Here is a 12,591-nt window from a genome sequence, read left to right on the forward strand (position 1 = left end):
GCATTCACGGCGCACCATGCTGCAGGCGCTCCCTATCAATGCTCAATCAGCAGCCCTGAGCAAGGCAGCAATTTTGGCCTTGGGCTTGATATTGCCCGAGCGGCGATGGGCGCTTTGGGCTGCAACAGGTTTGGCAGTGACTTCCCAAGAGGCCGTTGCATCGCTGGTGCTGGGCACGTACGGCGCATCAAACAGGGGGTCTTTGGGGGCATGACTGGCACGGCGGTATGAAAGGGAGCGATCCGTCGATTCCCGGCGATCACGCTCAGCAAACCCACGGTCGCGATTGCTTTCGCGCCTCTCGCGGCTGTCACCTCGCCCGTCGCGCGATTCACGGCGATCACTGCCACGCTCAACGCGGTCGCTGCGTTCTTTGCGGTCCTCACGTGCCTCACGCCCGCTTGCACCTTGCAGTTGCAAAGTCTCTGCCGTAATCTTCTTACCGATGAGTTTGCCAATTTCTGCCAACTGCCGGTCTTCCGCCCCTGTCACCAAGGTAAAGGCCAAGCCAGATGCACCCCCGCGGCCTGTGCGACCGATGCGGTGCACGTAGTCTTCGGCATGGAACGGTACATCAAAGTTCACCACCGCGGGCACATCCTTAATGTCCAAACCACGGGCGGCAACATCAGTGCAAATGAGTAAATCGACTTCACCCGCTTTGAACGCATCCAAGGCTTTAAGCCGCTCATCCTGGCTTTTATCACCATGCAACGCGGCCGTACGCACGCCATCACGCTCAAGAGAGCGCGCCAAACGGCTACACCCCAAGCGGCTGTTGACAAACACAAACGCTTGTTTACGGCCGTGGGTGTTGAAAAGTTGCAGCAAAGCGCGACGTTTATCGTCTTCACCAACACGGAAAAACTGCTGTTCAATACTGGCATTGGTGGCATTAGGACGGGCCACTTCAATCAATACCGGGTTTTGCAAATAGCTTTCTGCCAAACGCTTGATTTCAGGCGAGAACGTAGCAGAGAACAGCAAGGTCGTACGCTTGGCTGGCAGGTGCGACAAAATGCGCTGCAAGTCAGGCAAAAACCCGATATCAAGCATGCGATCAGCCTCATCAAGCACCACATATTCAACTTGCGCCAAGCTGACTGATTTGGCTTCTAAATGGTCAAGCAAGCGCCCCGGTGTTGCTACCAATACCTCTACACCGCTTTTGAGTTCTGCCACTTGAGGCTTCATGTCCATGCCACCAAACACGACGGCGCTGCGCAATTTGGTGTGTTTGGCAAACTGGGCCACTTGGTCTGCCACTTGGTCTGCCAATTCCCGCGTTGGCAGCAAGACCAAGGCACGCACTGGATGGCGCGCCGGTGATGCCGAGCTGTTTTCGTGCTTGAGCATGCGCTGCAGCAATGGCAAAGAAAATGCCGCCGTCTTGCCCGTACCCGTCTGTGCCGCGCCCATCACGTCTTGCCCCGCAAGCACCACCGGAATGGCTTGCTCCTGAATCGGGGTCATTTCTTGGTAGCCCATATCCGCAATTGCGCGCTGGATAGGCTCGGCCAGCATCAGAGTAGAAAATTGTTTGCTCATGAAATAGTCATTACGCGCTGGATGATGTGGTGCAGCCAATTCAGGTCGCCACCCGCATCGCACCGAACACAATGTTCTGCACAATGTTGGCCGCCTGTCTTGGTGAAAGAAAAGGCCTCAATGCCTCCTCACGCCCCCAGCGACTAACCAGTGTAACCAGTTTGCTTATTTGCTGCGCAGCAGCAAACGGACATTATCAAGCAATAGCAAGGCAATGTGCAATGCTTGGGGCCATTGCCAAGGGACACAAAAGGGCAAGTCGCGCAGAAATAGACCTATTCACAACAAAATAGCGATGCCTTGCTGCTTCTTGCCCCCACTTTTCAATGAGCGCTGCGGGCATGTCATCCAGCGGAAGCAACCGAGGGCCTGCTCCGCAATGAATGATGGCAGCCAAGACTGACTGGATGCCGTGGCAAAACGAATGCCGATATGGTCTTGCGCCAAGACACACGCGCTCAATTGCGTAAAAATGGCGTCTCGCGCCCACTACCCTAGCCCGCACATGACAGAGACGACCGCCCCACCCACGCTTGCGCCAGGCAGTTTGCAAGCCCTCACCGCCCGTTATGGGGAGCACTTTCGCTGGTATTTCTTGCTCAGCCTGATGGTCGGCACCATTGCATCACTGATGTCTGCTACGGTCGTGAATGTGGCGATTCCTGCTCTAAGCCACCACTTTGCACTGGGGCAAGAACGCGCGCAATGGGTCAGCTCAGCCTTTATGGCCGCCAATACAGTGGCCATGTTGACCACGCCTTGGCTGCTGTTTCGCTATGGCTATCGACGCACCTACATTGCCATGCTGGCCTTGCTGGCAATTGGTGGCATCGTCGGTGGCTTAGCCCACAACTTCAGTCTGGTGCTGACTGCGCGCTTGCTCGAAGGCATTGCCGCTGGGGTACTACAGCCCATTCCTGCGATCATTATTTTGTACGCTTTTTTGCCCCACCAGCAAGGCAAAGCCAGTGGCCTGTTTGGTATGGGTGTCGTGCTCGCACCTGCTTTGGGCCCTACCATCGGTGGCATCTTGGTTGATTGGTGGGGTTGGCGTTCGATTTTTTACATGGTGGTGCCTTTTTGTGCAGCAGGGGCATGGTTGGCCCTGCGCTTTGTGCCCACAACAGCGCCAGGCGGGGTGCCTGCGCGTAAAGGCGAAGCACTAGAGTGGCGCAGCCTCCTGATGGTCACGGTGGGAACCCTCAGCCTACTCAATGGCTTGGTGTGGATGCACGATGGGCGACTCCTGCCCGCCGTAGGGCTGCTGAGTCTGGCCTTAGGCTGCTGCCTGCTTTTTACTTGGTGGCAGCAACGTTTGGTCGCACACCAGCATGACCCGTTGATGGATTTTCGGGTTTTTGGCTCGAAAACTTTTTGCATGGGCTGCATCGTAGCTTTTATCTATGGCGCCGCTCTATTTGGCTCGACCTACTTGTTGCCCGTCTTTATGCAAGTCGGGTTGGAGTTTTCCGCCTCTGAAGTGGGCCTGATCATGCTGCCCTCTGGCCTAGTCCTGGCCATCACCATTGCCATCGCTGGGCGCATGGCCGATAGTTTTTCGCCACGCTTACTGGTTGGGCTTGGCCTGTGGATGCTGGCGGGCTCTTTTGGGTTGATGTATTTCATGCGCCTTGGCAGCAGCATTGGCCTGTTGATTGCCATCAGTGCCTTTGGCCGGATTGGCCTAGGCTTTATCTTGCCCTCACTCAACTTGGTGGCCGTGCGGCCGCTAAAGAAGGAGTTGATTTCGCAAGGCTCGAGCATCATCAGTTTTATCCGCATGCTCGGCGGCGTCATCGGTGTGAGTTTGTGCGGCATTGTGCTGGAGTGGCGCGTGGCCGCGCAAGGTGACTCACTCACGAACCCACACAGCAGCCCCGAACGCATTGCCGCTTTTGGAGAAACCTTTGTGCTGCTGGGTGTTGTGTGCGCACTAGCCTACCTTGCCGCCCGGCATTTGCGTGCAGTGCCAACCACTGCGCCACAGCCCACAGCAGATGCCACATCAAGCGATGCAACAACTCCGTCAACCCCACAGTAAAAGCAATAGCCTGCACCACCCTCGCAAAGAGCACTATGGCACATTGCACACAGGAAGGCTGCACACGCATGCTGCAACGCAGTATGATTGGCAACGGCTATCGCGTAGCCCATACTGATATTGCAACATCTCCATCAACCCCCATGTGATTGCTATGTGCCAACTGCTTGGAATGAATGCCAAAAACCCGACTGATCTCACTTTCAGCTTCACCGGGTTTGCGCAGCGTGCGGGCAAGACGGGTGACCACGTCGATGGATGGGGAATGGCCTTTTTTGAAGAACATGGTGTGCGGCATTTCGTGGACCACCAAAGCGCCATCCACTCGCCTGTAGCGGACTTGATCCGCCGCTACCCCATCAAAAGCACCAACATCATTGCCCACATCCGCAAGGCCACCCAAGGCCGCGTCAACCTACCCAACTGCCACCCGTTCATCCGTGAGCTATGGGGCAATTACTGGGTATTTGCCCACAATGGGGACTTGAAGGAATTTCATCCTAGGTTGCATGGGCACTTTCACCCTGTTGGCACGACCGACAGTGAACTGGCGTTCTGCTGGATCATGCAAGAACTGTCCAAGTCGCATGTGGGCGTGCCCAGCATTCGTGAGATGACCTTGACCTTGCGAGACCTATCCAAACGCATTGCCAAACATGGCACCTTCAATTTCCTGCTCTCCAATGGCGACGCCTTGTGGGCCCATGCCACCACGCATTTGTGCTACACCGAGCGCGCCTGGCCCTTCCACAAAGCCACCTTGAGCGATGAAGAGTTGAGTATTGACTTTGCTGAGCGCAATGGCCCCGAAGACAAAACTGCCATCATCGTGACCGCCCCTTTAACCAATGACGAAACTTGGACTTCGTTTGAAAGTGGTGAGCTCAAAGTGTTTGTCGATGGTATGCACCAAGATATCTAAGAACGTGTTTAGGATTTCCTCCCAGTCGCGCAAGACGCAAAAAAGCGGCAGTGCAAGGCGCCTGTTGCCGCGCATACGCCTGTATGCGCAAAACGGGCAACGCTGCAATGCGCTTTTTGGGGGCTTGCCCTTCGGGTTGGAGTCCAAAAGATGCGCTTCTGTGTTAAAAATTCGCCGGGCAGATAGCCCGACTGCGGTTGTTGCCGCGCATCGCATCCTTTTGGACTCCAACGCGGTCTGCGTGGTGATCCTAAACACGTTCTAAGCACCATGACCTTAACGGAGCTGAAATACATCATTGCCGTGGCCCGCGAGCGCCACTTTGGCCGCGCAGCCGAAGCGTGTTTTGTGTCTCAACCCACACTGTCGGTAGCAGTAAAAAAGCTCGAAGACGAACTGGGCGTTAAAGTGTTCGAACGCAGTTCAGGCGAAGTCACTGTGACGCCATTGGGCGAACGTTTGGTTGAACAAGCGCAAAACGTTCTGGACCAGGCACACTTGCTCAAAGAAATCGCGCAAAGCAGTACTGATCCGCTCAAAGGCCCGTTGCGTCTCGGTGTGATCTACACCATAGGCCCTTACCTACTGCCCGAGCTGGTGCGCCAAGTCATCGAAAACACACCGCAAATGCCACTGATGCTGCAGGAGAACTTCACCTCCCGTTTGCTCGAAATGCTGCGCGTTGGTGAAATTGATTGCGCCATCTTGGCCGAACCATTTCCTGACAACAACCTGGCCATTGCCCCGCTGTACGACGAGCCTTTCTTGGCGGCCGTGCCGACCAGCAGCCCGCTGGCCCAGCAAAAAGCTATTACCACCAGCGAATTGAAAAAGCAAAACATGTTGCTGCTCGGTACGGGCCATTGTTTCCGTGACCACGTTTTACAAGTTTGTCCTGAGTTTGCGCGTTTTTCTGACAGCGAAGGCATTCAAAAATCGTTTGAAGGCTCTTCCCTAGAGACCATCAAACACATGGTTGCAGCAGGCATGGGCATTACCCTGGTTCCCCGTTTGGCCGTTCCGCAAGGTATGGCACCAGAAGATGAATCTCCCGGACAAAACAGACCCAGCGAAGCCGCGCACATTCGCTACCTGCCCGTCAGTGACGATGGCCGCTACGCAGCCCCTTCGCGCAGAGTGGTTCTGGCGTGGCGCCGCAGCTTCACCCGCTACGAAGCCATTGCGGCCTTGCGCAACGCCGTCTATGCATGCACGTTGCCAGGTGTTAAACGCGTTCAAGAGAATTGACGCCGCGTAGCCAAAACAACAGCGCCGCTACGGTAATGTCTGCTCTCAAATGATCAGATGTTTGGCCCGCCCAGATCTGCACCGCCAATAGGCCCTTCTGCTGCACGTGCTTCGCGCTCTTGAATGGCTTTTTGCAGTTCGGCCTCAGAAATGGTTTCAAAGATACGAACCACTTTTTCAACACCACTGATCGAACGCACTGTTTGCGTTGCCAGTTCTGCCTCGCGCGGGGTCACAAGGCCCTGCAAATACACGACACCACGCTCCGTAGTGACCTGCATGGACTTAGAGGGAAGGTTATCTGTACGCAAGATCTCTGTGCGTACTTTGCTGGTGATCCAAGTATCGTTGGAGCGTTCGGAATAGGTAGCGGGCGCCGCCACCACGAGCTCATTGAACACCGTACGTACATTCTCCACTTCGGCCGTTAATTTGGCAGCCTTTTGTCGCTCAGCCTCGTTGGCAACCTCACCTGTCAGCAGCACGCGTCGGTTGTAGCTGTTGATGTTGACATGCGCCTGTTCGCTCAACGCTTCATTGAGCGAAGTGCGTGCTTTCAGCTGGATCGCCTTGTCATCGACCTGCGCACCAGCGGTGCGCCGGTCCAGCGCGACCGAAGAAGTCACTACGGCAGCGCCCCCCATCACCAGAGGGACACATGCAGACAGCCCGAAAGTACCCACTAAGGCCACACACACGGCCGTTGCCATTTTTTTTGAAAACATCATCCACCCCATTGTTTGATTGCATTGCCACCAGCCAGTGAACCCATTTTGGTGCCAGTTGCAGCGCTTATGCCATAACATACCATACTCGATTCAACCCAACCGGCTGGTTCTATTGGCCTACAGAGCCGTTTTCATCACGCTGGGTTCCCACTTTTTCAACGCTTTAACTTCTCCCATGACCCTCCTCAAACGCAAGGGCATTATTTTGGCAGGCGGCTCCGGCACACGCCTGCACCCAGCCACACTGGCTTTGAGCAAGCAATTGCTGCCGGTCTATGACAAGCCGATGATCTATTACCCACTTTCCACGCTGATGCTGGCGGGAATTGACGAGATCTTGATCATCAGCACACCGCTTGATTTACCGCGCTTCCAAAGTCTGCTGGGCGATGGCAGCCAATGGGGGTTGAACCTGCATTATGCGGAGCAACCCTCGCCCGACGGTTTGGCCCAGGCCTTTTTAATTGGTGAAGCCTTTTTAAATGGCGCCCCCAGCGCGCTTGTGCTGGGCGACAACATCTTCTACGGCCACGACCTGCCCACCCAGTTGGCCGATGCACACGCTCGCACGCAAGGGGCGTCGGTGTTTGCCTACCATGTGCATGATCCCGAACGTTATGGCGTGGCAGAATTTGACGCCCAGGGTAAAGTCCTGTCGCTCGAAGAAAAACCTGCCAAACCCAAATCCAATTACGCCGTCACCGGTCTGTATTTCTACGACGACAAAGTGGTGGAATTGGCTAAAACCCTCAAGCCATCTGCCCGCGGCGAATTAGAAATCACCGACCTCAATCGCCTGTATCTGGAGCAAGGCGCCTTGAATGTTGAGCTGATGGGGCGTGGTTACGCCTGGCTGGACACAGGCACCCACGAAAGCTTGCTGCAAGCATCCCAATTCATTGCCACACTGGAACTGCGCCAAGGCTTAAAAATAGCGTGCCCAGAAGAAATTGCATGGCGCCATGGCCTGATCGACGATGCGCAGCTACTGCGCTTAGCTGCCCCTTTGCGTAAAAGTGGTTACGGTGCGTACTTAGAGCAGCTCATCCAAAGCCCCCGATAACCCAATAGAAAACCATTGCCATGGAAGTGATTGCCACCCAGATTCCCGACGTTTTGCTGCTCAAACCCCGTGTCTTCGGCGATGAGCGCGGTTTTTTCAGCGAGAGTTTCAACCAGCGTGTGTTCGACGAAGCGGTGGGGCGCCCCGTCACGTTCGTGCAAGACAACCACAGCCGCAGCGGCTATGGTGTGCTGCGCGGCCTGCACTACCAAATCCAGCAACCGCAAGGCAAACTGGTACGCGTTGCGCGCGGTAAGGCCTTTGATGTGGCAGTCGACCTGCGACGCAGCTCTCCCACTTTTGGCCAATGGGTAGGAGCCATGTTGACCGATACCGGTGCCGAACAATTTTGGGTGCCCGCAGGCTTTGCCCACGGCTTTGTGGCGCTGTCAGAAACCGTGGATTTCCTCTACAAAACCACCGATTACTACGCCCCTAAGCATGAACGCGCCATCGCATGGAACGACCCACAACTGGCTATTGAATGGCCCACACTGAACGGCCAACCCACCATTTCAGCCAAAGACGCACAGGCATTGCCTTTTGCCACTGCTGAATGTTTTGAATAAGGCACGCAATCAACAGTACGCGCAATCGGCGCAGACAAACAAAAAGGCCACGGAACATTGCCGTGGCCTTTTTCATGCGCACATGGCGTGCTGCATAGCTTATGCACTTATTTTTTGGCTGCGCCTTTGCTGGATGCGGCCTTTTTAGTTGCGGCCTTCACCGGAGCCTTAGTTGACTTAGTCGAGGTCTTTACAGCCGTTTTAGCGGCGGTTTTAGTAGGGGTTTTAGCAGTCGCTTTGGGGGTTGCTTTCACCGTTGTTTTTGCCGTCGGCTTTTTGGCCACTGGAGCCTTGACCACTACCTTCTTGGATGCTGCCTTGGTTGCTGCCGGTTTGGCTGCGGCAGGGGCCTTCCCTGCTGGCTTCTTGGCCACCGTGCTAGATGCAGCTTTCTTCACGGCCACTTTTTTAGCAGCCGGGGCTGGCTTCTTCGTCGGCTTGGCGCCTGTATCTGCATCTGACGCAGGAGCAGTCTTGGCTGCTTTTGCTGCAGACGCTTTGGCAGCTTTTTTAGCCGCGGCAGACTTCACCGGCTTCTCACCCCAGATTTCTTCCAAACGGTAATATTCACGAATGGCAGGCTGCATGATGTGGGCCACGATCGAGCCACAGTCCACAATCACCCATTCACCGTTCTCTTCGCCTTCCATACGCGGCTTGTCAAAACCAGCGTCCTTGACCTTGTCGCGCACACTGGCAGCCAACGCTTTGGTTTGGCGAGACGAAGTCGCCGAGGCCACAATCACCCGCTCAAACAGCGGCGACAGTGTGGTGGTGTCGAACACCTGAATATTCTGCGCCTTGACATCTTCCAGGCCATCAACAATGGCTGCTTGCAACTTGCTGACGTGGCGTTTGGCGGTGGACTCGCTAATGGTTTTCATGCGGTACTAAAGGGAACTAAAAGGGTGCTTATAAAAAGCAAAAATAGCTGGATGAGCGGCTGCACAGAAGAACAACATGCTGCTTCAATCGCGCTCAAAACAATATCTTGAGATGCTCAATGTCTGCGCAGTGTACCGTAAGAGCGTATGCGTATCTGAGGCTGTAGACAGCTGGCCACACAAGCGCAGCACATCAAAGCCAATCGCGACGAATCAAAAACTGCTGCGTTAACTGAGCTTCTGGAGAGCCTGCTTCGTACGTTTTCTGGTATGCCCAATGGGCTTGTGGAGGCATGGACAACAGAATTGATTCCGTGCGACCGCCGGACTGCAAACCAAAATGGGTGCCGCGGTCAAAAACAAGATTGAACTCCACATAACGACCACGTCGGTAGAGCTGGAAATCGCGTTCACGTTCGCCATAAGGCATGTGCATGCGCCGCTGCACAATAGGCAAATACGCCTTCAGAAAGTGCGAGCCGACAGACTGCATCATGGCAAAGCCACCCGCAAAGCCCAACTCGGTGACATCGTCATAAAAAATACCACCAATACCACGCTGCTCATCGCGGTGTTTGAGGTAGAAGTAGTCGTCGCACCATGTCTTGTAACGTGGGTACAAACTATCGCCAAAAGCTTGCACGCTGGCGCGGCATGTCTGGTGAAAATGCACGGCATCTTCTTCAAACGCGTAGTAGGGCGTCAAATCCATTCCCCCACCAAACCAACTCACGGTCTGGCCTTGCGCCGTTTGAGCCGCAATCATGCGTACATTCATGTGTACCGTTGGCACATAAGGGTTGCGCGGGTGAAACACCAACGAAACCCCCAAAGCCTCAAACCCTGCTCCCGCCAATTCAGGACGTTTTTGGGTGGCCGAGGGCGGCAAGGCTGCCCCGTGGACATGGGAAAAGCCGCAACCGGCCCGCTCAAACACCGCGCCCCCTTCGATGATGCAGGTGATGCCATCGCCTTGCAACGGCTCATGGGCGGCCTTCTGCCACGGTTCACGCACAAAGCCTATGGAGCCTTGCTCAGCCTCTTCCACTTGCTCAAGCGCATCCACAATCGACTGCTGCAGTGCAATCAGCCATGGCCGCACTTGTGCAATCTCACTGCCGGGATGAGAGATGGATTCGTTCATGCGGTGCACTCCTTCAGGCTATTGGCTCATATTGGTGGGGCAAAAAACAAAAGGCGCCGCACCTCAATACAACGCCTTGTGTCTTTAGAGCGGCTAACACACAACCCAGCAAACCAAAGGTTGGCGGTTGAGACTAGGCGCAAAACCGTAGGCAGTACAAGTAGTACGACAAGGTTTTGCTTTCGACTTATCAAGGGTTGTGTTAGTCGCTTTTAGTGGGACTGGCCGTAGTGTGTTGAAACGCACCGCACCTATCCCACTTGTTGAACATCAGTTTTTGATTGCCCTGAAACCAATGTCCTTGCGGTATTGCTCACCGTCGAAATGAATCCAGCTGGCTACTTCGTAAGCGCGTTGCTGGGCTTGTTTAACGTTGTCTCCCAATGCCGTCACACAGAGCACTCGTCCACCACTGGTTTTAACCACCCCATCTTCCAGCACCGTACCTGCATGGAATACCATGGCGTCGTCCATATCGTCTGGCAAGCCCTGAATCGCGTCGCCCTTACGCGGGGACTCAGGGTAGCCGGCAGCGGCCATCACCACCCCCAGTGCCACGCGGCGGTCCCACTCCAGCTCAATCTTGTCGAGCTTGCCGTCCACAGCGGCGGCAAACACTTCGTACAAATCGCTCTTGAGACGCATCATGATGGGCTGGGTCTCAGGGTCGCCCATGCGGCAATTGAATTCCAATGTTTTGGGCTGGCCCTTCTCATCAATCATCAACCCTGCGTACAAGAAACCGGTGAAAGGAATGCCGTCGCGTTCCATGCCACGCACCGTTGGCAAGATGATCTCACGCATGGCTTTGGCATGCACATCGGCCGTCACCACGGGTGCAGGCGAATACGCGCCCATGCCGCCAGTATTAGGGCCCTGGTCGCCATCCTGCAGACGCTTGTGGTCTTGGCTAGTGGCCATCGCAACCACATTTTTACCGTCAGACATGACGATAAAACTGGCTTCCTCGCCGGCCAAAAACTCTTCAATCACCACACGCGCCTCACCCGCGTTGTGCACGGCGCCGTAGCGGTTGTCCAGCAGCATGTCGTCAACGGCCTGATAGGCTTGTTCCACGGTCTCGGCCACCACCACGCCTTTGCCTGCGGCCAAGCCATCCGCTTTGACCACAATCGGTGCACCCAGCTTGTCGATAAAGGCTTTGGCGGCTACCGCATCGGTGAAGGTTTCAAACGCGGCGGTCGGGATGCCGTGGCGCTTCATGAAATCCTTGGAGAATGCTTTGGAGCTCTCCAACTGCGCCGCTTTTTGTGTAGGGCCAAAGATTTTCAAGCCATGCGCACGGAATTCATCGACCACACCAGCCGCCAATGGCGCCTCAGGACCCACTACAGTCAAGGCAATTTTTTCTTTTTGTGCCCACTCGCGCAACACCACCACATCGGTGATCGGCACTTCGCGAAATTTCGGGTTCAACGCTGTTCCGCCATTGCCTGGCGCCACAAACAGCTCCGTCACACGCGGGGATTGGGCCAGTTTCCAGGCCAGTGCGTGTTCACGGCCGCCGCCACCAATCACAAGGACTCTCATACGTAGGATTCAGGTTCGCGCACACAGCGCATTCGTTGTTCGATTGTTACAGTTCTGCGTTGTGGTAGATGTCTTGCACATCGTCCAAATCTTCCAGCACATCCAGCAGTTTTTGCATGCGCTCGGCGTCTTCACCTTCGAGCGCAATGGTGACATCCGATCGCATCGTCACCTCTGCCATCTCAGCTTCCAACCCTGCGCCTTCAAGCGCCGTTTTCACGGACTCGAAGTCATTGGGGTCGCACAGCACCTCAATAGCGCCTTCTTCGTCGGCCACCACATCGTTAGCACCAGCCTCCAAAGCCACCTCCATGACTTTGTCTTCATCCGTGCCCGGCGCAAAAAAGAACTGCCCCACCCGCTGAAACTGGAACGCCACCGAGCCTTCCGTGCCCATGTTGCCGCCATACTTGTTGAACGCATGGCGCACTTCAGCGACGGTACGCTGGCGGTTATCGGTCATCGTATCGACAATGATGGCCGCACCGGCAATCCCATAGCCTTCGTAGCGGATTTCTTCGTAGTTCACACCCTCAAGGTTGCCTGTGGCCTTGTCAATATTGCGCTTGATATTGTCCGCAGGCATGTTGGCGGCCTTGGCCTTGTCAATGGCCAAGCGCAAGCGTGGATTGGCGTTCGGGTCCCCACCACCAGCACGCGCTGCCACAATGATTTCACGGATCAAACGGGTCCAGATACGGCCTCGCTTTTCATCCTGACGCCCCTTGCGGTGTTGGATATTCGCCCACTTACTATGCCCAGCCATGCCGTCACCTCTTTTGTTGAATGAGGCTGTAAACCCGGCACATGCCAAGCCCCAGAGCTCAATTCAATAACAATCGAAAAGTGCGCATTTTACTTTGTCCATTCCACCATCGTGGGCAGGGACTTGT

10 protein-coding genes and 1 pseudogene are annotated in these 12,591 nt (G+C 55.3%); 5 read left to right on the forward strand and 6 right to left on the reverse strand.

Translation table 11 applies throughout. The features are described 5' to 3' along the window. Positions 1-42 precede the first annotated feature (42 nt). Positions 43-1,548: a DEAD/DEAH box helicase gene (locus E9531_RS13415; RefSeq protein ID WP_136574281.1), complete on the reverse strand. Its 1,506-nt coding sequence runs from the start codon at positions 1,546-1,548 to the stop codon at positions 43-45. Positions 1,549-2,053: 505 nt separating this feature from the next. Between E9531_RS13415 and E9531_RS13420 the strand changes: the two genes are divergently transcribed. The 3 genes from E9531_RS13420 to E9531_RS13430 all read left to right on the forward strand — a co-directional run bounded on the left by E9531_RS13420 (position 2,054) and on the right by E9531_RS13430 (position 5,759). Continuing rightward, complete coding sequence (locus E9531_RS13420) at positions 2,054-3,589, forward strand: DHA2 family efflux MFS transporter permease subunit (protein WP_136574282.1); 1,536 nt, start codon at positions 2,054-2,056, stop codon at positions 3,587-3,589. 154 nt (positions 3,590-3,743) lie between these two features. Then, a complete protein-coding gene (locus E9531_RS13425) occupies positions 3,744-4,511 on the forward strand; it encodes a class II glutamine amidotransferase (RefSeq protein ID WP_136574283.1) in 768 nt (255 codons plus the stop codon). 270 nt (positions 4,512-4,781) lie between these two features. Then, positions 4,782-5,759 carry a LysR substrate-binding domain-containing protein gene (locus tag E9531_RS13430; RefSeq protein ID WP_136574284.1) on the forward strand — a complete coding sequence of 326 codons (978 nt, stop codon included), beginning with the start codon at positions 4,782-4,784 and terminating at the stop codon, positions 5,757-5,759. A 227-nt stretch (positions 5,760-5,986) separates the two neighbouring features. On the opposite strand, the pseudogene E9531_RS13435 reads toward E9531_RS13430, so the two are convergent. Next, positions 5,987-6,565, reverse strand: a pseudogene (locus E9531_RS13435) (BON domain-containing protein); the annotation flags it as partial. A gap of 97 nt (positions 6,566-6,662) precedes the next feature. Here E9531_RS13435 and rfbA point away from each other — a divergent pair. Both rfbA and rfbC read left to right on the forward strand, forming a co-directional pair. Further along, entirely contained in the window at positions 6,663-7,550 is an 888-nt protein-coding gene (gene rfbA / locus E9531_RS13440) for a glucose-1-phosphate thymidylyltransferase RfbA (protein ID WP_136574286.1), read from the forward strand. A gap of 20 nt (positions 7,551-7,570) precedes the next feature. Beyond that, the gene (rfbC, locus tag E9531_RS13445) at positions 7,571-8,119 is read left to right on the forward strand and encodes a dTDP-4-dehydrorhamnose 3,5-epimerase (protein ID WP_136574287.1); all 549 of its coding nucleotides are present in this window, start codon (positions 7,571-7,573) and stop codon (positions 8,117-8,119) included. 107 nt (positions 8,120-8,226) lie between these two features. On the opposite strand, the gene rsfS is transcribed toward rfbC, so the two are convergent. The 4 genes from rsfS to E9531_RS13465 all read right to left on the reverse strand — a co-directional run bounded on the left by rsfS (position 8,227) and on the right by E9531_RS13465 (position 12,464). Further along, complete coding sequence (rsfS, locus tag E9531_RS13450; RefSeq protein ID WP_136574288.1) at positions 8,227-9,003, reverse strand: ribosome silencing factor; 777 nt, start codon at positions 9,001-9,003, stop codon at positions 8,227-8,229. A 193-nt stretch (positions 9,004-9,196) separates the two neighbouring features. Next, complete coding sequence (gene hemF / locus E9531_RS13455) at positions 9,197-10,147, reverse strand: oxygen-dependent coproporphyrinogen oxidase (protein WP_136574289.1); 951 nt, start codon at positions 10,145-10,147, stop codon at positions 9,197-9,199. A gap of 270 nt (positions 10,148-10,417) precedes the next feature. Further along, entirely contained in the window at positions 10,418-11,698 is a 1,281-nt protein-coding gene (gene purD / locus E9531_RS13460) for a phosphoribosylamine--glycine ligase (protein ID WP_136574290.1), read from the reverse strand. Between the two features lie 46 nt (positions 11,699-11,744). Continuing rightward, a complete protein-coding gene (locus E9531_RS13465) occupies positions 11,745-12,464 on the reverse strand; it encodes a YebC/PmpR family DNA-binding transcriptional regulator (protein ID WP_136574291.1) in 720 nt (239 codons plus the stop codon). Between the last annotated feature and the right edge of the window lie 127 nt (positions 12,465-12,591).

Source organism: Lampropedia puyangensis (assembly GCF_004833285.1).
Taxonomy (GTDB): Bacteria; Pseudomonadota; Gammaproteobacteria; order Burkholderiales; family Burkholderiaceae_C; genus Lampropedia; species Lampropedia puyangensis.